The organism is Pseudomonas sp. Pseusp9 (genome assembly GCF_059491265.1).
This window is the reverse complement of sequence record NZ_CP168500.1, coordinates 4,512,809-4,538,953: the sequence shown is the minus strand read 5'-3', so window position 1 is coordinate 4,538,953 and position 26,145 is coordinate 4,512,809. Positions and strand designations below refer to the sequence as shown.

20 protein-coding genes and 1 other RNA gene are annotated in these 26,145 nt (G+C 60.9%); 12 read left to right on the top strand and 9 right to left on the bottom strand.

Going from position 1 to position 26,145, the window contains the following annotated elements:
* Window position 1 precedes the first annotated feature (1 nt).
* The 7 genes from ACEN8E_RS20545 (at window position 2) to ACEN8E_RS20515 (ending at window position 10,557) form a co-directional block, all read left to right on the top strand.
* Entirely contained in the window at window positions 2-661 is a 660-nt protein-coding gene (locus tag ACEN8E_RS20545) for a GntR family transcriptional regulator (RefSeq protein ID WP_495589641.1), read from the top strand.
* A gap of 2 nt (window positions 662-663) precedes the next feature.
* Entirely contained in the window at window positions 664-4,152 is a 3,489-nt protein-coding gene (gene smc, locus ACEN8E_RS20540; RefSeq protein WP_495589640.1) for a chromosome segregation protein SMC, read from the top strand.
* A gap of 258 nt (window positions 4,153-4,410) precedes the next feature.
* On the top strand, window positions 4,411-5,265 hold the full coding sequence (gene zipA / locus ACEN8E_RS20535; protein WP_495589639.1) for a cell division protein ZipA: 855 nt from the start codon (window positions 4,411-4,413) through the stop codon (window positions 5,263-5,265).
* A gap of 91 nt (window positions 5,266-5,356) precedes the next feature.
* The gene (gene ligA / locus ACEN8E_RS20530) at window positions 5,357-7,714 is read left to right on the top strand and encodes an NAD-dependent DNA ligase LigA (RefSeq protein WP_495589638.1); all 2,358 of its coding nucleotides are present in this window, start codon (window positions 5,357-5,359) and stop codon (window positions 7,712-7,714) included.
* 171 nt (window positions 7,715-7,885) lie between these two features.
* Window positions 7,886-9,052, top strand: a complete 1,167-nt coding sequence (locus tag ACEN8E_RS20525; protein WP_495589637.1) for a zinc-binding metallopeptidase family protein — start codon at window positions 7,886-7,888, stop codon at window positions 9,050-9,052.
* A 111-nt stretch (window positions 9,053-9,163) separates the two neighbouring features.
* Window positions 9,164-9,260: signal recognition particle sRNA small type (gene ffs, locus ACEN8E_RS20520), an RNA gene on the top strand.
* Window positions 9,261-9,936: 676 nt separating this feature from the next.
* Complete coding sequence (locus ACEN8E_RS20515; RefSeq protein ID WP_495589636.1) at window positions 9,937-10,557, top strand: methyltransferase family protein; 621 nt, start codon at window positions 9,937-9,939, stop codon at window positions 10,555-10,557.
* A 150-nt stretch (window positions 10,558-10,707) separates the two neighbouring features.
* Here the strand turns inward: ACEN8E_RS20515 and ACEN8E_RS20510 are convergent, their stop codons facing one another.
* Window positions 10,708-11,505, bottom strand: a complete 798-nt coding sequence (locus ACEN8E_RS20510; RefSeq protein WP_495589635.1) for a substrate-binding periplasmic protein — start codon at window positions 11,503-11,505, stop codon at window positions 10,708-10,710.
* A gap of 123 nt (window positions 11,506-11,628) precedes the next feature.
* On the opposite strand from ACEN8E_RS20510, the gene dnaX reads away from it, so the two are divergent.
* From dnaX to ACEN8E_RS20485, 5 genes are all read left to right on the top strand, one after another.
* On the top strand, window positions 11,629-13,710 hold the full coding sequence (dnaX, locus tag ACEN8E_RS20505) for a DNA polymerase III subunit gamma/tau (protein ID WP_495589634.1): 2,082 nt from the start codon (window positions 11,629-11,631) through the stop codon (window positions 13,708-13,710).
* A 67-nt stretch (window positions 13,711-13,777) separates the two neighbouring features.
* The gene (locus tag ACEN8E_RS20500; protein WP_007985911.1) at window positions 13,778-14,116 is read left to right on the top strand and encodes a YbaB/EbfC family nucleoid-associated protein; all 339 of its coding nucleotides are present in this window, start codon (window positions 13,778-13,780) and stop codon (window positions 14,114-14,116) included.
* Between the two features lie 267 nt (window positions 14,117-14,383).
* Window positions 14,384-15,418 carry an NADPH-dependent curcumin/dihydrocurcumin reductase gene (curA, locus tag ACEN8E_RS20495; RefSeq protein ID WP_495589633.1) on the top strand — a complete coding sequence of 345 codons (1,035 nt, stop codon included), beginning with the start codon at window positions 14,384-14,386 and terminating at the stop codon, window positions 15,416-15,418.
* 79 nt (window positions 15,419-15,497) lie between these two features.
* Window positions 15,498-16,100 (top strand): recombination mediator RecR, encoded by a 603-nt coding sequence (gene recR, locus ACEN8E_RS20490; RefSeq protein ID WP_057396224.1) that lies wholly within the window; start codon window positions 15,498-15,500, stop codon window positions 16,098-16,100.
* Between the two features lie 191 nt (window positions 16,101-16,291).
* On the top strand, window positions 16,292-17,440 hold the full coding sequence (locus ACEN8E_RS20485) for an acyl-CoA dehydrogenase family protein (RefSeq protein ID WP_495589632.1): 1,149 nt from the start codon (window positions 16,292-16,294) through the stop codon (window positions 17,438-17,440).
* A gap of 129 nt (window positions 17,441-17,569) precedes the next feature.
* On the opposite strand, the gene ACEN8E_RS20480 is transcribed toward ACEN8E_RS20485, so the two are convergent.
* From ACEN8E_RS20480 to ccoG, 8 genes are all read right to left on the bottom strand, one after another.
* A complete protein-coding gene (locus tag ACEN8E_RS20480) occupies window positions 17,570-18,118 on the bottom strand; it encodes an adenine phosphoribosyltransferase (RefSeq protein ID WP_495589631.1) in 549 nt (182 codons plus the stop codon).
* Window positions 18,119-18,198: 80 nt separating this feature from the next.
* The gene (gene fnr / locus ACEN8E_RS20475) at window positions 18,199-18,933 is read right to left on the bottom strand and encodes a fumarate/nitrate reduction transcriptional regulator Fnr (protein WP_007995802.1); all 735 of its coding nucleotides are present in this window, start codon (window positions 18,931-18,933) and stop codon (window positions 18,199-18,201) included.
* A 90-nt stretch (window positions 18,934-19,023) separates the two neighbouring features.
* On the bottom strand, window positions 19,024-20,406 hold the full coding sequence (gene hemN, locus ACEN8E_RS20470) for an oxygen-independent coproporphyrinogen III oxidase (protein ID WP_495593363.1): 1,383 nt from the start codon (window positions 20,404-20,406) through the stop codon (window positions 19,024-19,026).
* Window positions 20,407-20,597: 191 nt separating this feature from the next.
* Complete coding sequence (locus ACEN8E_RS20465; protein WP_495589630.1) at window positions 20,598-21,281, bottom strand: sulfite exporter TauE/SafE family protein; 684 nt, start codon at window positions 21,279-21,281, stop codon at window positions 20,598-20,600.
* Complete coding sequence (gene ccoS / locus ACEN8E_RS20460) at window positions 21,274-21,492, bottom strand: cbb3-type cytochrome oxidase assembly protein CcoS (RefSeq protein WP_007971444.1); 219 nt, start codon at window positions 21,490-21,492, stop codon at window positions 21,274-21,276. Before ccoS ends, ACEN8E_RS20465 begins: the two co-directional genes overlap by 8 nt.
* 22 nt (window positions 21,493-21,514) lie before the next feature.
* Entirely contained in the window at window positions 21,515-23,965 is a 2,451-nt protein-coding gene (locus ACEN8E_RS20455) for a heavy metal translocating P-type ATPase (protein WP_495589629.1), read from the bottom strand.
* A 119-nt stretch (window positions 23,966-24,084) separates the two neighbouring features.
* Window positions 24,085-24,624, bottom strand: coding sequence for a FixH family protein (locus ACEN8E_RS20450; protein WP_495589628.1), 540 nt, complete (start codon window positions 24,622-24,624; stop codon window positions 24,085-24,087).
* 11 nt (window positions 24,625-24,635) lie between these two features.
* A complete protein-coding gene (ccoG, locus tag ACEN8E_RS20445) occupies window positions 24,636-26,051 on the bottom strand; it encodes a cytochrome c oxidase accessory protein CcoG (protein WP_495589627.1) in 1,416 nt (471 codons plus the stop codon).
* Between the last annotated feature and the right edge of the window lie 94 nt (window positions 26,052-26,145).

The following is a 26,145-nucleotide window of genomic DNA, read 5'->3' as shown; positions in this document are numbered from 1 at the left end:
CATGACGTTCAAGGCCCCGGACAGCCTCGCCGAGCAAATCGCTCACCACCTCGCCGAACGCATCATTCGCGGCGAAATGAAGCCCGGGGAGCGCATCCAGGAACAGAAGGTCACATTGGCCCTCAATGTCAGCCGTGGTTCGGTCCGCGAGGCCTTGCTGATCCTCGAGCGTCGGCACCTGATCGCGATCCTGCCGCGACGTGGCGCCCATGTCACCGAGCTCACGCCGCACAAGGTGCAGAGCCTGTGCACGCTGATGAGCGAGATGTACATCCTGCTGGCCAACTCCGTGGCCAGTGGCTGGAAAGTCCAGACTGACCTGGCGCCGTTCGTGCAGATCCAGCAGCGCCTGACCGCCAGCTACGAGCGCCAGGACATCCACACCTTCGTCGACGACAGTTTCAGCGTGATGCGTGCCACCTATGGGTTTGCCAACAACCCGTACCTGCAGGAAACCGTCGAGAATCTGCAGCCGGCCATGAGCCGTGCCTATTTCCTTGCCCTGGACCAGCGCAAGGCGTCGATGAGCGAGTTCCTGGAACTGTTCGAACGCTTGCTCGCGGCCGTGATCGCCCGTGACTTTGCGCAGATTCGCGTGGTGCTGACGGCTTACGCCCAGCGCAGTTGCGATCTGGTGATCTCCGCGCTGACGGACGCCTGAGCGTGCGTTTAAAGTGCATCAAGCTGGCGGGGTTCAAGTCCTTCGTCGACCCGACCACGGTGAACTTTCCCAGTAACATGGCGGCAGTGGTCGGGCCCAATGGCTGCGGCAAGTCGAACATCATCGACGCCGTGCGCTGGGTGATGGGCGAGAGTTCGGCGAAAAACCTGCGCGGCGAGTCGATGACCGACGTCATCTTCAACGGCTCCACCAGCCGCAAGCCGGTGAGCCAGGCGAGCATCGAGCTGGTGTTCGACAACTCCGACGGCACACTGCTCGGTGAATACGCCGCCTACGCGGAAATTTCCATTCGCCGCAAGGTGACCCGCGACAGCCAGACCACCTATTACCTCAACGGCACCAAATGCCGTCGTCGTGACATTACCGACATCTTCCTCGGCACCGGCCTTGGCCCGCGCAGCTACTCGATCATCGAACAGGGGATGATCTCCAAGCTGATCGAATCCAAGCCGGAAGACCTGCGCAACTTCATCGAAGAAGCCGCGGGCATCTCCAAGTACAAGGAGCGCCGGCGCGAGACGGAAAACCGTATCCGTCGCACCCACGAAAACCTTGAGCGCCTCACCGACCTGCGTGAGGAGCTTGAGCGTCAGCTCGAACGTTTGCACCGCCAGGCCGAGGCCGCCAAGAAGTACCAGGAACTCAAGGGCGAGGAGCGCCAGCTCAAGGCCCAGCTGTCGGCCCTGCGCTGGCAGGCGCTGAACGATCAGGTCGGTCAGCGTGAAGCGATCATCGGTAATCAGGAAGTTTCCTTCGAAGCCCTGGTGGCCGAGCAACGCAATGCCGACGCGAGCATCGAGCGCCTGCGTGACGGGCACCACGACCTGTCGGAGCGCTTCAATCTGGTGCAAGGGCGCTTCTACTCGGTCGGTGGTGACATTGCCCGGGTCGAGCAGAGCATCCAGCACGGCCAGCAGCGTCTGCGGCAATTGCAGGACGACCTGAAAGAGGCCGAGCGCGCACGCCTGGAAACCGAATCCCACCTGGGCCATGACCGCACGCTGCTGCTGACCCTCGGCGAAGAGCTGGACATGCTCACCCCGGAACAGGAAGTCACCAGCGCCGCCGCCGAAGAGGCCGCTGCCGCGCTGGAAGAATCCGAAACCACCATGCATGGCTGGCAGGAGCAGTGGGATACCTTCAACCTCACCGCCGCCGAGCCGCGCCGTCAGGCCGAAGTGCAGCAATCGCGGATCCAGCAGCTGGAAACCAGCCTTGAGCGCCTGGCCGATCGCCACAAGCGTCTTGGTGAAGAGCGCGCCTTGCTTTCGGCGGACCCGGAAGACGCGGCGATCATGGAACTCAGCGAGCAGCTCGCTGAATCCGAAGCGACCCTTGAAGATTTGCAGACCAGCGAACAAGCGCAGGTCGAAAAACTTGAGCAGTTGCGTCAGGAGCTGCAGCAGGCGCTGTCGGCGCAACAACAGGCCCAGGGCGATTTGCAGCGGCTCAACGGTCGGCTGGCTTCACTCGAAGCCTTGCAGCAAGCCGCGCTCGATCCGGGCACCGGTACGGCCGAGTGGCTGCGCGAACAAAATCTTGCGGATCGCCCGCGCCTGGCCGAAGGCCTGAAGGTTGAAGCCGGTTGGGAGCTGGCGGTGGAAACCGTGCTCGGTGCCGACCTGCAGGCGGTGCTGGTGGACGATTTCAACGATTTCGATCTGTCGGGCTTTGCCCAGGGCGATCTGCGTTTGCTCAGTCCGGCCAGCGATGGCGTACGAGTGCCGGGCAGCTTGCTGGACAAGGTCGAGGCGCAAATCGACCTGTCGCCATGGTTGGGGCAGGTCAAACCGATCGACAGCCTTGAGCAGGCTTTGGCCTTGCGCGGGCAACTGGCTGCCGGGCAGAGCCTGATCAGCCGTGACGGTTACTGGGTCGGTCGGCATTTTCTGCGAGTGCGCCGGGCCAGCGAGGCGGAAAGCGGCGTGCTCGCCCGTGGTCAGGAAATCCAGCAACTGGGCCTTGAGCGCGAAACACTTGAAGCCGCAGTCGAAACCCTGGAAACCCAACTGCAGAATCTCAGGGCGCAACAGCGTCAGCAGGAAAACGGTCGCGAACATTTGCGCCGCTTGCTGCAGGATGAAGCGCGTCAGCAAGGTGAATTGAAGGCTCAATTGTCCGCCGGTAAAGCCAAGGCCGAACAGTTGACCCTGCGCCGTACCCGCCTCGACGAAGAGCTCACCGAGCTGGACGAACAGCGCGCTCTGGAGCACGAAAACATCGGTGAGGCGCGCCTGCAATTGCAGGAAGCCCTCGACAGCATGGCGCTGGACACCGAGCAGCGTGAGCTGTTGCTGGCGCAGCGCGACAGTTTGCGTGAGCGCCTGGACCGGGTGCGTCAGGAAGCGCGGCAACACAAGGATCACGCCCACCAGTTGGCGGTGCGCCTGGGTTCGCTCAAGGCGCAGCATGATTCGACGCGCCAGGCGCTGGAGCGTCTGGAGATGCAGTCCGAGCGGCTGACCGAAAAGCGCGAGCAACTGAGTCTCAATCTGGAGGAGGGCGAAGCGCCACTGGAAGAATTGCGTTTGAAGCTCGAGGAGTTGCTCGACAAACGCATGACCGTCGACGAAGAACTCAAGACCGCGCAGATCGCCCTCGAAGACGCCGACCGCGAATTGCGCGACGCCGAGAAGCGCCGCAGCCAGGCCGAACAGCAATCCCAGTTGATTCGCGGTCAGCTCGAAACCCAGCGCATGGAATGGCAAGCCCTGACCGTGCGCCGCAAGACCTTGCAGGACCAGTTGCTGGAAGACGGCTACGATCTCCACGGCGTACTCGCGACATTGACTGCCGAGGCCAGCGAGAAGGACGCCGAGGAAGAACTCGAGCGCATCGCCGCGAGAATTCAGCGCCTAGGCGCGATCAACCTGGCGGCCATCGATGAGTACCAGCAACAGTCGGAGCGTAAACGTTATCTGGATGCCCAGAACGACGATCTGGTGGAAGCCCTTGAAACCCTTGAGAACGTGATTCGCAAGATCGACAAGGAAACCCGCAACCGTTTCAAGGATACCTTTGATCAGATCAATGGCGGTTTACAGGCGCTTTTCCCAAAAGTTTTCGGGGGCGGGCGCGCTTATTTGGAACTGACGGGCGAAGATTTACTCGATACAGGGGTAACAATCATGGCGCAGCCGCCAGGGAAGAAGAACAGCACCATCCATTTGCTCTCCGGTGGCGAAAAAGCCCTGACCGCATTGGCCCTGGTTTTTGCGATCTTCAAGTTGAACCCGGCGCCGTTCTGCATGCTCGATGAGGTTGACGCGCCACTGGATGACGCTAACGTTGGACGCTACGCGCGATTGGTAAAAGAGATGTCACAGACAGTGCAGTTCATCTATATCACCCACAACAAGATCGCCATGGAAATGGCCGAGCAACTGATGGGTGTGACGATGCACGAACCCGGTTGTTCACGTCTGGTGGCCGTGGATGTCGAGGAGGCGATGGCGATGGTGGACGCCTGAGTCGTGGGTGCAGGAAGGGGTGTTTATGGCTTGCAGGACTCTTTTCCTCGCTTCGACTTGCTGGCCAATCGACATATTCGCACTGGCCAAGGTGGTAGACGGTGTAAAGTTGCCTTTGGTCGTGCTAGTTTAATGTCAATTTTTCGTATACGTGGGCAAAACGCCTGTCAGAACATAGAGTTGGCGCCACGTTTTAAAGCGGTTTACAGGTTGTAAACCCCTTATTTTTCAGCATTTTTTATAGAGGCACGGGATTACATGGAAATCGGTCTGCGCGAGTGGCTGATCGTCATCGGCATAATTGTCATTGCCGGTATTCTTTTCGATGGCTGGCGCCGTATGCGCGGCGGCAAGGGAAAACTGAAGTTCCGTCTTGATCGAAATCTGTCCAACCTGCCGGACGAGGACAGCAGCGCCGAACTGCTGGGCCCGCCGCGAGTGCTGGACACCCATAAAGAGCCGCAACTGGACGAGCAGGACCTGCCGTCGGTGAGCATGCCGGCCCGAGAGCCTCGCGAGTCGGGTTCCAAGCGCGGCAAGCGTAGCCACAGCGAGCCTTCCCAGGGCGACATGAACCTCAGCCTGGATCTGGACGGCGGCCCGAGTTTCAGCAGCCGCGACGACGATTTCCCGGCCGAAACCAAATCTTCGCCATCGATCGCCGACAAGGATCAGCCGCAAGCCGAAGAAGTGCTGGTGATCAGCGTGATCTGCCGCGACCCTGCCGGCTTCAAGGGCCCGGCGCTGTTGCAGAACATTCTGGAAAGCGGCCTGCGTTTCGGCGAAATGGACATTTTCCACCGTCACGAAAGCATGGCGGGTAACGGTGAAGTCCTGTTCTCCATGGCCAACGCCGTCAAGCCGGGCGTATTCGACCTGGACGACATCGACCATTTCAGCACCCCGGCGGTGAGCTTCTTCCTCGGTCTGCCAGGCCCTCGCCATCCGAAGCAAGCCTTCGACGTGATGGTGGCCGCGGCGCGTAAACTGTCCCAGGAGCTCAACGGCGAACTGAAGGACGACCAGCGCAGCGTACTGACCGCCCAGACGATCGAGCACTACCGTCAGCGCATCGTGGAATTCGAACGCCGCGCATTGACCCAGAAACGTTGATTGAAATGGTTATTCCTGCGCGGTGCGCGGGATGATCGGCAAAACAGATTGAGCAGCCTCGGCTGCTCTTTTGCTTTATGAGAGAACACCCATGACCGCCGCCAAGAACCGCATTTTAGAGCTGCGCGCTGAGCTGGATCAGCACAACTATCGCTACCATGTGCTCGACGAGCCGAGCATTCCGGACGCCGAATACGACCGCTTGTTCAACGAGCTCAAGGCGCTGGAAGCGGCCAATCCCGAACTGATCACCAGCGACTCGCCCACCCAGCGAGTGGGCAGCGCGGCGCTGTCGGCGTTTACCCAGGTACGTCACGAAGTGCCGATGCTCAGCCTTGGCAACGCCTTCGAGGAAACCGACATGCGTGAGTTCGACCGCAGGGTGAGCGAAGGCCTGGATTTGCCGGCGGGCGACCTGTTCGGTGGCGGCGCCACCGTTGAATACAGCTGTGAACCCAAGCTCGATGGCCTGGCCGTCAGCCTGCTGTATCAGGATGGCGTCCTGGTGCGCGGCGCGACTCGCGGCGATGGCACGACTGGTGAAGACATCAGCGTCAATGTGCGCACGGTACGCAACATTCCGCTCAAGCTGCACGGTACCGGCTGGCCGGCGACCCTGGAAGTGCGCGGCGAAGTGTTCATGTCCAAGGCCGGTTTCGAGCGGCTCAATGCCACGCAACTGGAAGTCGGCGGCAAGACCTTCGCCAACCCGCGCAACGCGGCAGCAGGCAGTTTGCGCCAGCTGGATTCGAAGATCACCGCCAATCGCCCGTTGGAGTTCTGTTGCTATGGCATCGGCCAGGTGTCGGCGGACATTGCCGACACGCATGTTGGCAATCTGCAGCAACTCAAGGCCTGGGGCATGCCGATCAGCCATGAGCTGAAACTGGCGCAGGGTATCGCCGAATGCCTGGATTACTACCGCGACATCGGTGAGCGGCGCAGCGCACTGCCGTATGAAATCGACGGCGTGGTGTTCAAGGTCAACAGCATTGCCGCCCAGCGCGAACTGGGGTTTCGCGCCCGTGAGCCGCGTTGGGCCATCGCCCACAAATTCCCGGCGATGGAAGAGCTCACCGAACTGCTCGATGTGGAATTCCAGGTCGGCCGCACCGGCGCGGTGACGCCGGTGGCGCGTCTGAAACCGGTCAAGGTCGCGGGTGTAACGGTGGCCAACGCCACGCTGCACAACATGGATGAAGTGGCGCGCCTGGGCCTGATGATCGGTGACACGGTGATCATCCGTCGTGCGGGTGACGTGATTCCGCAAGTGGTGCAAGTGGTCATGGAGCGTCGTCCGGAAAACACCCGGCCGGTGCAGATTCCCGAGCAGTGCCCGGTGTGCGGTTCCCATGTCGAGCGCACGCAATTGATCAAGCGCAGCAAAGGCCGCGAGACGATCAGCGAAGGCGCGGTGTATCGCTGCGTCGGCCGCCTGGCCTGCGGCGCGCAACTCAAACAGGCAATCATCCACTTCGTGTCCCGGCGCGCCATGGACATCGAAGGCCTGGGCGAGAAGAGTGTCGAGCAGCTGGTGGACGAAGGCCTGGTGAGTTCGCCGGCCGACCTGTACGCCCTGACGTTCGAGCAGATCGTCGATCTGGAAGGCTTTGCCGAGCTGTCGAGCAAGAACCTGCTCAGCGCTATCGAAAACAGCAAGAAACCGGGGTTGGCGCGGTTCATCTACGCCCTCGGCATTCCCGATGTCGGCGAGGAGACGGCCAAGGTGCTGGCGCGCTCTCTGGGTTCGCTGGAGCGAGTGCAGCAGGCCTTGCCACAAGTGCTGACATACTTGCCGGACGTCGGACTGGAGGTCGCGTACGAAATCCACAGCTTCTTCGAGGACGCGCATAACCAGCAGGTGATTGCCGATTTGCTCAAGCATGGCCTGCAGATTCAGGATCAGGGCGAGTTGGGGGCCGAGTTTGCCGCCAGTACGACATTGGGCGGTTTCCTCGACAAATTGCACATCCCTTCGGTAGGGCCGGGTGGGGCGCAGAAACTGGCGGACAAGTTCGGTTCGCTGCAGGCGGTGATCGATGCTGACTGGCTCGACATGCGTCAGGCGCTACCGGAGAAACAGGCCAATTCGGTGCGCGAGTTCTTTGCACTCGAAGAAAATCGCCAATTGGCCGAAGCGGCCGAGAAGCAACTGCTTGATTTCGGCATGCACTGGCAGAGCGAGAAAAAGGTCGTCGAAGGCTTGCCACTGGCCGGGCAGACCTGGGTGCTGACGGGCTCCCTGGAGCTGATGAGCCGCGATGTGGCCAAGGACAAGCTCGAAAGTCTGGGGGCCAAGGTCGCCGGCTCCGTGTCGGCCAAGACCCATTGCGTAGTGGCTGGGCCCGGCGCGGGCTCCAAGTTGACCAAGGCCAATGAGCTGGGCCTGAAGGTGCTGGATGAAGAGGCGTTTGTCGAAACATTGCGCGGATACGGCAAGGTAGATTGAGCAGCAATTCAACCTGTAGGAGCGAGCCTGCTCGCGATGGTGGATCAGGCGCATTGATGTCGACTGGCACTCCATCGCGAGCAGGCTCGCTCCTACAGGTGTTGCGTTCGACCTGGGAACGATCCTCCTTGGGGAGTGATCTAGTCTTGGCAAGCCTAGGGAGAGATCACCATGTACCGTTTCTTCGAACAGCTCAGCTCGCGCATCGCCGCGCCGTTCATGGGCGACAACTCGCGCAACGGCAAGGTCTGGCCCTGTCGTTGCGGGCAGTCGCTGTTCTTTCGCAACAGTCAGTGCCTGGCGTGTTCGGCGGCGTTGGGCTATCAGCCGGAGCAAGGCCGTTTATCCTCGCTGCAGCCGGGGGAGCAGGCGGGCACCTGGCTGCTTGATGTCGATCCCGAGGCTGGCCTGTTTCGACGTTGTGCCAACCTCGATTCTCCGGCGGCCTGTAATTGGTTGCTGCCTGCCAATGATCACGAGGTCTTGTGCGTTGCCTGCAGTCTCAATCGCACCATTCCCGATCTGTCGATAGCCGCCAATCACGAGCGCTGGCGCAAGGTGGAAACCGCCAAGCGGCGTCTGGTCGCGCAACTGGTCAGCCTGGGGTTGCAGGTGATTCCCAGGACAGTCGACGAAGAGACAGGCCTTGCCTTCGATTTCATCGGAGTGGACCTTGAAGGCAAGCCGCCCACCACCGGACACGCCAATGGCCTGATCACCCTCGATATCAAGGAAGCCGACGACGCGCACCGCGAGCAGGTGCGGGTGCACTTGCACGAACCCTATCGCACGCTGCTCGGGCATTTTCGTCACGAAGTCGGGCATTACTACTGGGATCGCTTGATCGCCAGCAGCCATTGGCTGGAGCCTTTTCGCCGGTTGTTCGGCGATGAGCGCGCCAGCTATGCCGAAGCCCTCGAGCGACATTATCAGCAAGGCGCGCCGCTCGACTGGCAGCAGCACTGCGTCAGCGCCTACGCGACCATGCACCCGTGGGAAGACTGGGCGGAAACCTGGGCGCATTACCTGCACATGATGGACGCCGTGGATACCGCGTTGGGCTTTGGCATGAACGCCCGGGACATGGATTTCGACTATCGGCCGTTTCCGCCGCAAGCCCTCTACGATCCGCAGCATCCCGGTGGTGCGGCGTTTCTGTCGTTCGTCAACGCGTGGATCGAGCTGGCGGGCATGCTCAATGAGCTGTCACGCAGCATGGGGCAGCCGGATTTCTATCCGTTCGTCCTGCCGCCGGCGGTGATTGCCAGGCTGCACTTTATCCACCTGGTGATTCAGCAAGAGGGCGGCAGGGCGGACGAGGTGCTGCAGGCGCAATAGCAAGTGCTTGAACCCCCTCATATTTTTAATCCGAAACCAACGGTTGTAACTTCGCCTCAGATAGGTACAATGGCGCGGCTCGCCGACAGGTGAGCGTCGTTATGGTGACCCCATCGGTCCCCCCGCAACGATCAACCGTGAACCCGGTCAGGCCTGGAAGGGAGCAGCCGCAGCGGTGACATTGTGTGCCGGGGTGTGGCTGGTGGGGTCGCCACCTATCTCTAAATCCTTGGGTCTACAAGGATTTGTCAGTAAAAAAACCTAGAAGTGTGACAGCGTTCAGGCGCGCCGAAGTGGTGCGTCATGCGAGACGCGCAGGCTTTACGTTTGCACTCTTCAAAACCTTGCAGCGCTCCCCGATTTCTTTGCTGTGGCATCTCTGCGCACCTTCTCGCTGCTGCCCCGGATTGGCAAACACCCACACTCCATTGGCTATGCGTCCTGGTCCGATCGGGAGCAATTTCCTGCTGATTTTTTGGGCTTGTCGGGTCAACGCCATAGACAAATCGAATAGCTGAGCATGTTGTTATGATGATTCGATATTTGCGTAGATTGCTATTTGATCCTATTTGTTATTATGGATAAATGCTTAATTCTAACAAGTTGTAAGGGAGATTAGTTCCAAGGCATCAAGGCGCGCGTGGGTTTTGCCAGAAAATCGTTAGAGCGTCGGAGTTTTGTCTTGCCGCAGAGTCAGGCAGGGGCGGACTTCAGTCTTGCTATTGGAGTGTTTGCAAAATGGAGACTTGAAGTCTGATTTCTAGCCAGGCTGAGATGATCAGTGGTGACGCAGTCGCAATGTTGAAAATGTCAGTGGGGAAAGGGGGGCAGATCAAGGCACCTCAAAACGGATTTTGGTTACTTTTCGGGCGGGAGTGTCTGGCATGAATTCATTGTCTGCAGTATTGCAGTCGAGACGGGTCGGATTTTATAGCGGAGTTCTCCTGGCGGGGGTATGGATTGTTTTTGCTTATGTTCACTTGGTTCGATTTCAGGAAACGCATCAACTGACTCTGCTTTTGTTCTGTCTCTCCGAGACGTTGACAGCAGCTTTGTACATTTTTCGAAGCGAACCAAAGACGGTTTCGATCGTTCCGCTCGACTGGTTGATAGCGATAGGTGGGACGTTTGCCCCACTATTGTTCCGGCCGGAGGATTGGGGGGTGCTCCCATGGACAAGTTTTCTGATAACTGTGGGGACGATCATTCAGGTGCTGAGTGTAGTTTCTCTAAATCGCAGCTTTGCGCTCGTTGCAGCAAAGCGGGTTATCAAGACTGCGTGGATGTATCGCGTGGTGCGTCACCCGATCTATGCCAGTTATTGTCTGATATTTACGGGCTATGTATTGGCAAATACATCGCTGACGAATGTAATTATCTATGTGGTAACAATCGGTTTTCTGATTTTGCGAATATTTCGAGAGGAAGCGCATCTTTCTCTTGATCCATTGTATCGAGAGTATATGCAGGCTGTTCGCTATCGGCTGGTTCCATTCATATTTTAGTTTGCGGGTGCTGACTGGCACCCTTACAGGGTCGTCGGGTCAGGTGCAGCCACAGCGGTGACATTGTGTGCCGGGGTGTGGCTGGTGGGGTTACCACCTTAACGCCACACGAGTGTTCTCTCGCGTTATCTTGCTGGAATTACCTTTTGGCTAGCTGCCAGGATTTTGTCCGGGGCGGTTTTTTGTCGTTTCCGATTTGTCGATAACTGCAGGCTCGCCACCGATATACAGCCGAACAGTCTCATCGATCTCCCCGGACATCTTCATCTGCACCAGGGTGCGCAGAATGCGCTCCACCGGCACTTGCGGGTCGTTGCGTACGTAGCAGCCGGCATTCTGTTCCTGCAGCATCGCCACGCTGTGCAGCTGTCGCTCGGGCAGCAGCCGCTGGTTGAACCAGTCCAGGCTCCATTGATTGCTGACGGCATAGCGGTTGCGGCCGGCCAGGAGTTTTTCCAGCACCTGTTCCTGGTTGCGTGCGTCGTCGCGATGCAACTGATCAGTGTCGAACAACGGTTGCAGGGTCGGGTAGCTGTAGCTCAGCACGGTGCCGACGGACTGGTGTGGCAGATCCGCCGGGTTCACGGCGGCGGGCTGCGCATGTCGGGCGATCAACAGGTCGGGCTGGGTAAAGAGCGGAATGCTCCAGGTGTAGTTACCGGACGGGTGGGGCAGCCATGATTGCGCGACATAACAGCGGACATCGATCTCGCCCTGGTCCATGGCGTTTTGCACTCGCCCGCGAGGCAATACATGGAATTCGGCCGGTACGCCGACCTGGGTCGCGAGACTGAGCATCACGTCATACAGGATGCCCTGGGTCGGTTTGCCCCGTTCAAGTTGCACCATGGGCATGGTCCAACTGTCGGTTATCGCGAAGCGCAGTGGTGCTTGAGCGGCCACGCCGTCCAGGCTGATCAACAGCAATGCCCCCAAGGCCAGCCTCATAAACACTCCGTTAAAAGCCCCCGATGTGCAGCTTAGCCAGAATACACGAGCGCACCGGATGCAATTTGTGCCTTGCTCCGCTAGCATTAGCCGCTTCTGCTTCCTTCGCTGCGACGGTTTTCGATGAGTTATCAGGTTCTTGCACGTAAATGGCGTCCGCGCTCGTTCCGCGAAATGGTCGGCCAGACCCATGTGCTCAAGGCTCTGATCAATGCCTTGGACAGCCAGCGGCTGCACCATGCCTATCTCTTTACCGGTACCCGTGGGGTCGGCAAGACCACCATCGCGCGGATCATTGCCAAATGCCTGAACTGTGAAACAGGTATCACTTCGACCCCCTGTGGCGAGTGCTCGGTGTGCCGCGAAATCGACGAAGGCCGCTTTGTCGACCTGATCGAAATCGACGCCGCGAGCCGCACCAAGGTCGAAGATACCCGCGAACTGCTCGACAACGTGCAGTACGCCCCGAGCCGCGGACGCTTCAAGGTCTACCTGATCGACGAAGTGCACATGCTCTCCAGCCATTCGTTCAACGCGCTGCTCAAAACCCTTGAGGAGCCGCCACCCTACGTCAAGTTCATCCTGGCGACCACTGATCCGCAGAAACTTCCGGCAACGATTCTGTCGCGGTGCTTGCAGTTCTCCCTGAAGAACATGACGCCGGAACGTGTTGTCGAGCACTTGACCCACGTGCTGGGTGCCGAGAATGTGCCGTTCGAAGACGATGCGCTGTGGTTGCTGGGCCGTGCCGCCGACGGGTCGATGCGTGATGCCATGAGCCTGACCGATCAGGCCATTGCCTTCGGTGAAGGCAAGGTCCTGGCCGCCGACGTGCGGGCGATGCTCGGGACGCTCGATCACGGGCAGGTCTACGACGTCCTGCATGCGCTGATCGAAGGCGATGCCAAGGCGTTGCTCGAAGCCGTCCGCCACCTGGCCGAACAGGGCCCGGACTGGAACGGCGTGCTTTCGGAAATTCTCAATGTGCTGCACCGCGTTGCCATCGCCCAGGCGTTGCCGGAAGGCGTCGACAACGGTCATGGCGACCGCGATCGCGTGCTGGCATTGGCCCAGGCGTTGCCGGCCGAAGACGTGCAGTTCTACTACCAGATGGGCCTGATCGGCCGCCGCGACTTGCCGCTGGCGCCGGATCCCCGGGGCGGTTTTGAAATGGTGTTGCTGCGGATGCTGGCGTTCCGGCCCGCAGACACCGCGGATGCCCCAAGGCAACCGCTAAAGCCAGTGGGGATCAGCCAGGCCACAGTTGATTCCGCAAATTCAGTGGCTGCCGCGCCGGTTGTTGCGCCGGTAGTCGCTGCGGCCGTTGCACCGATAGCGGCCGCGCCAGTGGCGGCTCCAGTGCCTGTACCGGAACCGGTAGCGCCGGTCGCTGTGCCAGAGCCTGCGCCTGTGCCTGTGGTTGAAGCGGTGGTGGCCGAAGAGGTTGTCGACCTGCCGTGGAATGACCCGGTCGAGCCCGCGCCCGTTCAGCAACCGGCGGTAGAGCCTGTACTGGAAACTGCCAGCGAACAACCTGAATTACCGCCAATGCCGATGCCGACGCCGGACAGCGTGGTGCCGGACGCCCCGGAGTGGGCTGCCACGCCGATCCCGGAACCTTCGGTGGCCGACGTCGATGCCGCGACGCCGGGCATGGACCTGGATGACGAGCCGCCGCTGGACGAGGATTACATCGAACCGGACATGGATTCGGCCTACAGTTACCTCGACGAACTGGCCAGCGAGCATGCCGCCGACCCGGCTCCGGAACCCGAGCCTGAGCCCGCGGCAATGCCGGCCACCGGCCTGGCCCTGCAATGGCTGGAGCTGTTCCCGAAATTGCCGATTTCCGGCATGACCGGCAGTATCGCCGCCAACTGCACGCTGATCGCGGTGGATGGCGACAATTGGCTGATGCACCTGGACCCGGCCCACAGTGCCTTGTTCAACGCCACTCAGCAGCGTCGCCTCAACGACGCGCTGAACCAGTATCACCAGCGCACGCTGACCCTGAACATCGAGCTGATCAAGCCCGAGCAGGAAACCCCGGCCCAGGCGGCTTCACGCCGTCGTGCCGACCGTCAGCGCGAGGCAGAGGAATCGATCCACGGTGATCCGTTCATCCAGCAAATGATGCAGCAGTTCGGTGCGGTGATCCGTAACGATACTATTGAGCCTGTCGACGCCCTGGTCACTCAGGGCTAATAACTGAAGGCGCTCGGCCGCATGGGCCGGGCGCTGTTTTGATCCAAGTACTTTTGAGGTGATTACCATGATGAAAGGTGGCATGGCCGGCCTGATGAAGCAGGCGCAGCAGATGCAGGAAAAAATGGCCAAGATGCAGGAAGAGCTGGCCAACGCCGAAGTCACCGGTAAGGCCGGTGGCGATATGGTCACCGTGGTGATGACCGGTCGCCATGACGTCAAGAGCGTCACCATCGACCCAAGCCTGGTTGAAGGCCTGAGCGAAGACGACAAGGAAATGCTGGAAGCGGTCGTCGCCGCCGCCGTCAACGACGCCGTGCGCAAGATCGAAGCCAACAGCCAGGAAAAAATGGGCAGCATGACTGCCGGCATGCAGCTGCCGCCGGGCATGAAACTGCCATTCTGATTCGCCTTCAGGCGGCAGATGAGCTACAAAAATGCCAGGCATTGCGCCTGGCATTTTTGTTTCCGGCATTGGAAATGTAGTGTCTGGAATGCCGTCATCGCGGGCAAGCCCGCTCCCATGGGTTTTGTGAGCAATACATACCCTGTGGGAGCGGGCTTGCCCGCGATGAAGTCGCCTCGATCTTGCTGAATAAACATCGAACGCCATGCCGACACAAAGGTCTGCTCCCTATATCACCGAACCTCATCGATCACAGGAGACGCTGCCATGTCCGACCCCATGACCCTCAATCAACGCATTGTCCTGGCTTCTCGCCCGATAGGCGCGCCAACACCGGAAAACTTCCGTATGGAGCGGGTCGCGCTGCCGGAACTGGCCGACGGTCAGGTACTGCTCAAGACCGTTTTCCTGTCGCTGGATCCTTACATGCGCGGTCGCATGAGTGACGCACCTTCCTACGCTGCGCCGGTGGAAATCGGCGAAGTCATGACCGGCGGCGCTGTCAGCCGGGTCGAGCGATCGCTCAATCCGAAGTTTCAGGAAGGTGACCTGGTGGTCGGTGCCACCGGTTGGCAAAGCCACAGCATCAATGACGGGCGCAGCATCATCCCGGTGCCGTCGGGATTGCCAAGTGCGTCGATGGCCCTTGGGGTGCTGGGGATGCCGGGCATGACCGCGTACATGGGCCTGATGGACATCGGCCAGCCCAAGGCCGGTGAGACCCTGGTGGTTGCTGCGGCGTCCGGCGCAGTGGGCTCGGTGGTCGGCCAGGTGGCGAAGATCAAAGGGCTGCGTGTGGTCGGCGTGGCCGGCGGCGCGCAAAAGTGCCGTTATGTGGTCGACGAATTGGGTTTCGACGCCTGCATCGATCACAGGAGCCCGGATTTTGCTGACGAGCTGGCACAGGCTTGTCCCAAGGGTATCGACATCTATTATGAGAACGTCGGCGGCAAAGTGTTCGACGCCGTGGTGCCCTTGCTCAATCCCAAGGCGCGGATTCCACTCTGCGGCCTGATTGCCTCCTATAACGCCTATGAAGCGCCGAGCGGGCCGGATCGCCTGCCACTGTTGCAGCGCACCCTGTTGACCAAGCGGGTGCGCGTCCAGGGCTTCATCGTGTTCGATGACTATGGTGATCGCCAGCCGGAATTCCTCAGTGCCATGGCGCCCTGGGTGCGCGATGGCAAGGTGAAATTCCGCGAAGACGTGGTCGATGGCCTGGAGCAGGCGCCCGACGCGTTCATCGGCATGCTGGAAGGGCGCAACTTCGGCAAACTGGTGGTTCGGGTTTCCCGGGACTGAGTTATTGACGCTGCAATTTGACGCTCAACCGAGGCGCGGGTATAAACCGCGTCTCGTTGTTTTGTCGGACTTTTCCACCATGAGCTTCAGCCCTTTGATTCGCCAACTGATCGACGCCCTGCGAATTTTGCCAGGCGTGGGTCAGAAAACCGCCCAGCGCATGGCGTTGCAGTTGCTCGAACGTGACCGCAGCGGCGGTTCACGACTGGCGCTGGCCCTGAGCCAGGCCATGGAAGGGGTCGGTCACTGCCGCTTGTGCCGTACGCTGACGGAAGATGATCTGTGCCCGCAATGCGCCGATACCCGTCGCGACGACACCTTGCTCTGCGTGGTGGAAGGCCCGATGGACGTCTATGCAGTCGAGCAGACCGGTTTCCGCGGGCGCTATTTCGTGCTCAAGGGCCATCTGTCGCCGCTCGACGGCCTTGGGCCGGAAGCCATCGGCATTCCGCAATTGATGGCACGGATCGAAGAGGCCGGTACTTTCACCGAAGTCATCCTGGCCACCAACCCGACTGTGGAAGGTGAAGCCACAGCGCACTACATCGCTCAATTGCTCAGCAGCAAAGGCCTGATCGCCTCGCGTATCGCCCATGGCGTACCGCTCGGTGGTGAGCTGGAACTGGTCGATGGCGGCACGCTGGCGCATTCGTTTGCGGGGCGTAAGCCGATTACTCTGTAATTTGTGTTGTCCGGGCTGACGCCATCGCGAGCAGGCTCGCTCCCACATTGGATTTGTTTACACCACAGATCCCCTGTGGGAGCGAGCCTGCTCGCGAAGGGTGCACCTCGGTTTCACTGACTCACACAATCCTGTTGAAAACCAAGCAAGCGCTCGGTTAACTTCACTGACCCCTTCAGTGGAGCTCGCCGATGCCTGCCTTTCAGGAATACTTCGACCCCAGCCACCAATTGGTCCGTGACAGCGTCAGACGTTTCGTCGAGCGCGAGATTCTTCCTGATATCGAGCAGTGGGAAGAAGCCGAAAGCTTTCCTCGCGAGCTCTACCTCAAGGCCGGCGCGGCGGGGATTCTCGGCATCGGCTACCCGGAGGTTTACGGAGGCAGCCACGAAGGGGATCTGTTCGCCAAGGTTGCCGCCAGTGAAGAGTTGATGCGCTGCGGCTCAGGCGGCCTGGTTGCCGGCCTGGGCTCGCTGGATATCGGCTTGCCGCCCGTTCTCAAGTGGGCCCGGCCTGAAGTGCGAGATCGTGTACTGCCGCAGGTACTATCGGGAGAAAAGATCAGCGCCCTGGCGATCACCGAGCCCGGTGGCGGCTCCGACGTCGCCAACCTGCAAACCCGCGCCGTGCGAGAGGGTGATTGTTACCGGGTCAGTGGCAGCAAGACCTTTATTACCAGCGGCGTGCGCGCGGATTTCCATACCGTCGCGGTACGCACGGGCGAGCCAGGTTTCGCCGGCATCAGCCTGTTACTGATCGAGAAAGGCACCCCCGGTTTCACCGTAGGGCGGCAACTGAAGAAAATGGGCTGGTGGGCGTCGGACACGGCTGAACTGTTCTTCGATGATTGCCGGGTGCCTGTGGGAAATCTGATCGGCGCTGAGAACATGGGCTTTGCCTGCATCATGGGCAATTTCCAGAGTGAACGCCTGGCCCTGGCGTTGATGGCCAACATGACCGCACAGCTTGCCCTGGAGGAGAGCCTGAAGTGGGCGCGCCAGCGTGAAGCCTTTGGCAAATCGATTGGCAAGTTTCAGGTGATCAAACATCGTCTCGCCGAAATGGCGACCGGGCTGGAAGTGTCCCGGGAGTTCACTTACCGCCAGGCCGCGAAAATGGCGGCGGGGCAGAGCGTGATCAAGGAGATTTCCATGGCCAAGAACTTTGCGACCGATACGGCAGACCGGATCGTCACCGATGCGGTGCAGATACTCGGTGGGCTGGGCTACATGCGCGAGAGTCTGGTGGAGCGGCTGTACCGCGACAACCGGATCCTGTCGATTGGCGGCGGGACGCGGGAAGTGATGAACGAGATCATCGGCAAGCAGATGGGGCTTTGAGATATTGCGGTGTAGCGGCTGACGCCTTCGCGAGCAGGCTCGCTCCCACAGTGGATTGCATTCTGCCTGACAGAACGCGGTCAATGTGGGAGCGAGCCTGCTCGCGAATGGCGCCGGCCCAGACGCCGCTTACTTGTCGGTCAGCGCAAACTGCGTCAGGCAGAACGTAGGAATGCCCATGTCTTCCAGGCGCTGCGAACCACCCAATTCAGGCAGATCGATAATCGCCGCCGCTTCATGCACCCGGGCACCCATGCGGCGGATCAGGTTTGCGGCGGCAATCAGGGTGCCGCCGGTTGCGATCAGGTCATCGAACATCACCACCGAATCGCCCTCGCACAGGCTGTCGGCGTGCACTTCCAGGAAGGCTTCGCCGTATTCGGTCGCATAGGCCTCGGCCAGCACGTCAGCCGGCAGCTTGCCTTGCTTGCGGAACAGCACCAGCGGCTTGTTCAACTGATAGGCCAGTACCGAACCGATCAGGAAACCACGGGCGTCCATCGCGCCGATATGGGTGAAGTCGGCCTCGACGTAACGGTGAGCGAAGCTGTCCATCACCAGACGCAGGGCCGTGGGCGACTGGAACAGCGGGGTGATGTCGCGAAAGATCACACCCGGTTTCGGGAAGTCGATGACTGGGCGGATGAGGGATTTGATGTCGAAGGAGTCGAAGGCCATAGTCGGAGAATCCTGGCAGGGCTGCAAACGACGCAGTATAACGGCGGCTGAACCGTTTCGCTCAGCCGCAATGGTTTGATTCAGCTTTCCAGTGAACCACCGGCCAGGGCACACAGCTGGATCGGGTCGATAATCCGGATCTCCTTGCCTTCTGCCGCGATCAATTCGTTTTGCTGGAAGCGCGTAAAGACGCGGGACACGGTCTCTACCGCCAGGCCCAGGTAGTTGCCGATTTCGTTACGCGACATGCTCAGTCGGAACTGATTGGCGGAAAAGCCCCGGGCGCGAAAACGTGCCGAGAGGTTGACCAGGAAGGTGGCGATGCGTTCGTCGGCGGTCTTTTTCGACAACAGCAACATCATCTGCTGATCGTCGCGGATTTCGCGGCTCATCACGCGCATCAGCTGACGGCGCAACTGCGGCAGTTGCAGGGCCAGTTCGTCGAGGCGTTCAAAGGGGATTTCACACACCGAGGTGGTTTCCAGGGCTTGCGCCGACACCGGGTGCTTTTCGGTGTCCATGCCCGACAGGCCGACCAGTTCGCTGGGCAGGTGGAAACCGGTCAGTTGTTCCTCACCGGTGTCGCTCAGGCTGAAGGTTTTGAGGGCGCCAGAACGGACTGCGTAGACAGAATCGAAGGTATCGCCCTGGCGAAACAGAAATTCGCCTTTTTTCAACGGTCGGCCGCGCTTGACGATTTCGTCCAGCGCATCCATGTCTTCCAGATTCAGCGAAAGTGGCAGGCAAAGAGGGGCCAGGCTGCAATCCTTGCAATGGGCTTGATTATGAGCGCGCAGTTTTACTGGCTCGGACATTTCTTCAATCCTTGTGGGAATTCACACATAAGACGTAAGGGTAACTCACCATAGGATATCGAGGCCAGTCCGGGGCGCTTGCTTGCAGAATTAGACTACACGGGAAAAGCGCTGGCGGCTGTGTTGTTCCAGGTATGCGTCGAAGACCATGCACACTGCGCGCACCAACAGTCGCCCGGCGGGCAGGATGGTGATTCTGTCGCGATCGAGCTCGATCAGCCCGTCTTTGGCCATGTCTTGCAGTTGGGGCCAGAGTTCGCCGAAGTAGCCTTGAAAGTCGATGTTGAAGGCCTGTTCGATGTCAGCGAATTCGAGACTGAAATTGCAGATCAACTGCTGGATGACCGCGCGCCGCAGCCGGTCATCGGCATTGCACAGCAGGCCGCGGCTGGTGGCCAGTTGCATTGATGCAAGGGCGTTCTGATAGTGGTTCAGGTCGCTGCTGTTCTGGCAGTAAAGGTCGCCGATCTGGCTGATGGCCGAAACGCCGAGGCCGATCAAGTCGCAGTGACCATGGGTGGTGTAGCCCTGGAAGTTGCGTTGCAGGGTCGATTCTTCCTGGGCAATCGCCAGCTCATCGTCGGGCAGGGCGAAGTGGTCCATGCCGATGTAGCGGTAGCCGGCGGCGACCAGTTGCTCAATGGTGCGCTGCAACATTTCCAGTTTCTGCGCGGGTGTCGGCAGTTCATCGCTGTTGATGCGCCGCTGCGGCATGAAGCGTTCCGGCAGGTGGGCGTAGTTGAACACCGATAACCTGTCCGGTTGCAGGCGGATGACCTCTTCGACGGTGCGGGCGAAGTTCTCCGGCGTCTGGCGCGGCAGGCCGTAGATCAGGTCGATGTTGATCGAGCGAAACTGCAAGGTGCGGGCGGCGTCGATCACCGCGCGGGTTTCCTCCAGGCTTTGCAGGCGATTGACCGCTCGCTGGACCGCCGGGTCAAGGTCCTGCAGGCCGATGCTGACCCGATTGAAGCCCAGTTCGCGCAGCAGGCCCATGGTTGACCAGTCGGCCTCGCGCGGGTCTATCTCGATGCCGTAGTCGCCGGAGTCGTCGTCCAGCAAATTGAAGTGTTTGCGCAGATGCGCCATCAATTGGCGCAGTTCATCGTGGCTGAGAAAGGTCGGCGTACCGCCACCGAAGTGTAGTTGCTCGACTTTCTGCGTGGGGTCGAGGTGGCAGGCGATGAGCTGGATTTCCTGTTCCAGGCGCTGCAAATACGGCAGCGCCCGGCCGCGATCCTTGGTGATGACCTTGTTGCAGGCGCAGTAATAGCAAATGTTCGCGCAGAACGGCACGTGCACGTACAGCGACAACGGACGTTGAGCCTTGCGGCTGTCGCGCAGGGCGTGAAACAGGTCAAAGGTGCCGACCTGACTGTTGAATTGCACGGCAGTCGGGTAAGAGGTGTAGCGCGGTCCCGCCAGGTCATAACGGCGGATCAGATCGGTGTCCCAACGAATGGCGTCGAGCATCATGCGGGCATTCCCCCGGATAGGCTGGCAGTGTCGGCCACTTTATGCGAGGGCGGGTCGGGGGATCTTGATTTGCATCAAGGTCAGAATCTTTGCCGTTTGTGAGGGCCTCATCGCGAGCAGGCTCGCTCCTACAGGGGAGCGCATTCCAATTGTAGGAGCGAGCCTGCTCGCGATGGGCGCGCCGCCGATCAGTGACCCATCAACCAATGCTGATGCGGCCCCGGCAAGGTCCAGATGCCGAACAGCATGACCAACAAGCCGCCAGCCATCCGCACGCTGCGTTTGCGCAACAGCGCGGTGATGCGCTCGGCGGCAAGGCCTGTCGCCAGTAGCACCGGCCAGGTGCCGAGCCCGAATGCGAGCATCAATAATGCACTGTCCAGTGCGTTGCCCTGACTGGCCGACCATAACAGGGTGCTGTAGACCAGGCCGCACGGCAGCCAGCCCCATAGCGCACCCAACAGCAGCGCGCGCGGCACGCTCGATACCGGCAGCAACCGGTTGGCGACTGGCTGGATGTGCCGCCACAAGCCTCGACCGAGGCTTTCGATGTGGGTCAGGCCGCTCCACCAGCCGGCCAGGTACAGGCCCATGGCGACCAGCAGCAGCCCGGCGAGGATGCGCAGGAACATCGCCGCCGGGCTGCTGGCCACGGCCCAGCCAGCCAGGCCGATCAGCAGTCCGGCGCAGGCGTAACTCAGAATCCGCCCCAGGTTGTAGGCCAGCAGCAGGCGAAAGCGGCGGCTGCGTTGCTCCTTGGGAATCGCCAGGGTCAGCGCGCCCATCAAGCCGCCGCACATGCCCAGGCAATGGCCGCCGCCGAGCAAGCCGAGGATCACCGCAGACACCAGCAGGGGCACCAATTCAAGCATGGGGCGGGGCCTTGTCTTGCGGTTTGGCCGGTTGGCCGCTGGCCTCATCGACGGCGGCGGTGTGGTTCGGGTCCTGATCGTCGAACAGGATGCTGTGGGCCGGGCCGTCGAGGTCGTCGTACTGACCGCTGTCGACCGCCCAGAAGAAGATATAGACGGCGATGGCCACGATCAGCAGCGCAGCGGGGATCATCACGTAAAGAGCTGGCATCTGGACTCCATGCCCGCGCGGCTCAGGCCGGCAGCGGGCGGGTTTCTGACGTGGCGGAGAGGGCGGGCGCGCTCGGCATCCGAGTCAGGCGCAGCGCGTTCAACACCACGGTCAACGAACTGATCGACATGCCCACCGCAGCCCATACCGGAGTGATCCAGCCGAGTGCGGCGAAAGGCAACATGAGGCCATTGTACAACCCGGCCCACAGCAGGTTCTCGATAATGATCCGACGGGTGCGCCGCGCCAGGCTGAAGGCTTGCACCAACGCATCGAGGCGGTTGGACAGCAGCACGGCATCGGCACTGGTTTTCGCCAGGTCGGTGGCCGAGCCCATGGCGACGCTGATGTCCGCAGCCGCCAGTACCGGCACGTCATTGACCCCGTCACCGAGCATCAACACCTTGCGACCTTCCTTGTGCAGTTGTTGCAGGACCTGCAGTTTATCGTCCGGGCGCAAACCGCCGCGGGCTTCATCGATACCGAGTTGCGCCGCCACGCTGGCGACCATCGGCGAACTGTCGCCGGACAACAACAGCGTACGCCAGCCACGTGCCTTGCAGGCGGCCAGCAATGCCGGCGCATCGGCACGCAAGCGATCATCGAGGACGAGCCAGGCCAGCGGTCCCTGGTTGTCGCCGAGCAGCAGCCACTGGCCGGCTTCCTCGGGTATCGGTGGCACCCCGGCGCCACTGAGTGCGCAGACGAAACGCGGCTGACCGATGCGCAGGCGTCGCCCCTCGACCAGGCCTTCCAGGCCAAGGCCCGGAATGCTGTGGACTTCTTCGGCGGCCATCGGCGCGCGTCCGAAAGCACGGGCGATCGGATGTTCGGAGCGGTTTTCCAGGGCAGCGGCGAGGCTCAGGCATCGATCGCTGTCGAGCGCGCCGAGCGGGCGAATCGAGCGCAATGCCAGGCGTCCTTCGGTGAGGGTCCCGGTCTTGTCGAAAATCACCGTGTCGATCTGATTCAGGCCTTCCAGGACGTGGCCGCGGGTCAGCAACAGACCGAGTTTGTGCAGTGTGCCGGTGGCCGCGGTGAGGGCGGTCGGCGTCGCCAGCGACAGGGCACACGGGCAGGTCGCCACGAGCATCGCCAGCACAATCCAGAAGGCTCGCGAGGCATCCAGTTGCCACCACAGCAGACCAATCGCAGCGGCTGCGATCAGCGACAACAGCAGGAACCATTGCGCGGCGCGGTCGGCGATTTCCGCCAGTCGCGGCTTTTCGGCCTGGGCGCGATCGAGCAGGCGAACGATGGCCGAGAGGCGAGTGTCCTGGCCCAGGGCCTGAACCTCGACGGTCAGCGCGCCTTCGACGTTCAGGGTGCCGGCGGTGACCGCATCGCCGAGGGTGCGTGGTTGCGGCAGGTATTCGCCGGTCAGCAGCGACTCGTCGACACTCGACTGACCGTCGAGGATCCTGCCGTCAGCCGGGAGAATGGCCCCCGGATGAACCAGCACCCGGTCGCCGACACGCAGTTCACTGAGCAGAATGCGTTCGCTCTGGCCGTCGGAGGTCAAGCGCAGGCACGAGGCGGGCAACAGGTTCACCAGCTGTGCGGTGGCGGCGGCCGTGCGCTCGCGGGCGCGCCGTTCCAGATAACGCCCGGCCAGCAGGAACAGGGCAAACATGCCGACGGCATCGAAATACAGTTCGCCGACCCCGGTGATCGACGTCCAGATCCCGGCAATGTAGGCGCTACCGATGGCCAGCGACACGGAAACGTCCATGGTCAGGTGACGGGTACGCAGGTCGCGCATGGCGCCTTTGAAAAACGGCGCGCAGCTGTAGAACACGATCGGGGTGGTGAGGAACAGGGCGACCCAGCGCAGGATGGTGTGCAGTTCCGGGCTGAGGTCGATGTTGAATTCAGGCCAGGTGGCCATGGTTGCCATCATCGCCTGGAACCACAGTAATCCGGCCACGCCGAGCTGGCGCAGGGCCAGGCGGTTTTCGCTGGCCAGTTGTTCGCTGGCGCGGTCGGCCTGATACGGGTGTGCGGCGTAACCGATCTGGCGCAGTTCGCCCAGGACCTGGCTCAGCGGTAACTGCGCATCGGTCCAGCGCACGTGCAGGCGATGGTTGGACAGGTTCAGGCGCGCTTCGGCCACGGCCGGCAAGCTGCGCAGGTGTTTTTCGATCAGCCAGCCACAGGCGGCGCAACTGATGCCTTCCATCAACAGTGTGGTTTCGGCGAGTTCGCCATCGTGGCGGACAAAGGGCTGCTGCACATCGGCGCGGTCGTACAGCGCCAGTTCGTCCACCAGTTGCACCGGCAGTGCCTCGGGGTTGGCCGAGGCTTCACTGCGGTGCTGGTAATAGCTATCCAGGCCACCGGCAACAATGGCCTCGGCCACGGCCTGGCAACCCGGGCAGCAGAATTCGCGGGACTCCCCGAGCACGACGGCGGTGAAGCGGCTGCCGGTCGGGACAGGCAGGGCGCAGTGGTAGCAGGGGAGTGGGGTGGTCATGAGGTGGAGTCTACATCGTTCGGGAGGGCCTCTTCGCGAGCAGGCTCGCTCCCACATTGATCTGAGTATCAACACAAATCCACTGTGGGAGCGAGCCTGCTCGCGAAGCGCAGGCTTTTTTACTTCTTCAGGTCTTCGGCACCTTGCAACGGTTCATCACCGAGCAGCAGATCCTTGTCATGGCTGACCAGTTCCTCTTCGAACATGCGCCAGATGTGGTCGTCCTGAGTACCGAGCAATTCGACAAAACGCCGGCCTTCGATCTTGTCGCTCAACTGGCCAATGTAACGGCCCTGTTCGGTTTCGCTGCGGCTCAGGGTGATCTTGCGATCCTTCTCCGGCTGGGTCGGCGAGATCAGGTTCAGCTCCAGGGTCTTGGGCTGGCTCTCGCCGCTCAGGCGCAGGTCAACTTCGCCGGTCAAGTCATCGAGATGCACGCTGGCGCGCATTTTCAGGGTCTGGGCCAGCAGCTCACGGTCGAGGGAGCGGTTGATGCCTTTGCCGGCCTCGTAGTAGTTATCGTTGACCAGATTGTCCGGATTCTTCACCGCGATGGTCACCATGGACAAGGTCAGGGTCACCGAGCAGGCCAGGATCCCGATGATGATCCATGGCCAGAGGTGCTTGTACCAGGGACTTGCGGCGGTTGCTGCGGGCATGTTCAGTTCTCTCAACGATTTTGTGGGCCGATGAACCGGCTCTTGGCTTCAATGTGGACGCTGTCGTCATCGGCATCCTTGAGGATGAACTTCACCTCGTTGGTGCTCGACGGCAGTTTTTCCGGTGCGACGGACAGCTCGGCAGGCTGGCTGACGATCTCGCCGGCCGCCACCTTGATCTCGCGCCGGCCCTGCAATTTGAGATCCGCCAGGCCAGAGGCTTCGAGCAAGTAGGTATGGTCGCGCTGGTCCTTGTTCATGATTTTCAGGCTGTAGACGTTTTCGATCCGGCCTTCGGCGTTCTCGCGGTACAGCACGCGGTCCTTGCTGACATCGAAACCCACCAGCGAGCGCATGAAGAAGGCGGTCACCAGCAAGCTGATCATCGCCAGCAGCACCACGGCATAGCCGATCAGGCGCGGGCGCAGTTTATGGGTTTTCTGCCCGGACAGGTTGTGTTCGGTGGTGTAGCTGATCAGCCCGCGCGGGTATTCCATCTTGTCCATGATGGCGTCGCAGGCATCGATGCAGGCGGCGCAACCGATGCATTCGATTTGCAGGCCGTCGCGGATGTCGATGCCGGTCGGGCAGACCTGGACGCACATGGTGCAGTCGATGCAGTCACCCAGACCCTGGGCCTTGTAGTCGATACCTTTCTTGCGCGGGCCACGGGACTCGCCACGGCGCGGGTCGTAGGAAACGATCAGGGTGTCCTTGTCGAACATCACGCTCTGGAAGCGCGCGTACGGGCACATGTAGATGCACACCTGTTCGCGCAACCAGCCGGCATTACCGTAGGTGGCGAGGGTGAAGAAACCGACCCAGAAGTACGACCAGCCATCCGCTTCACCGATAAAGAAGTCGATGGTCAATTCGCGAATCGGCGAGAAGTAGCCGACGAAGGTCATGCCGGTGACGAAGCCGATCAGCAGCCACATGACGTGCTTGCTGAATTTGCGCAGGAACTTGTTGGCGCTCATGGGCGCCTTGTCGAGCTTGATGCGCTGGTTGCGGTCGCCTTCGGTGACCTTTTCGCACCACATGAAAATCCAGGTCCAGACGCTCTGCGGGCAGGTGTAGCCGCACCACACCCGGCCTGCATAGACCGTGATGAAGAACAGGCCGAACGCGGCGATGATCAACATGCCCGACAGCAGGATGAAATCCTGGGGCCAGAAGGTGGCGCCGAAAATGAAGAACTTGCGCTCCGGCAGGTTCCACCAGACCGCCTGATGGCCGCCCCAGTTCAGCCATACCGTGCCGAAATACAGCAGGAACAACACGGCACCGCCGGTCATCCGCAGGTTGCGGAACAGGCCGGTGAAGGCGCGGGTGTAGATTTTTTCTCTGGAGGCGTAGAGGTCGACGCTGTTGTTCGCGTTCTTGTTGGGTGGAGTGATGTCGTGTACCGGAATCTGGTTGCTCATCATTGCATCCCACGGCAGTGGAAAAATGCCCCGGTCAGTACGTGCCGACCGCGGTCAAAAAGGGGTGTTGCAGTGGCTCAATGATACGCCTGTC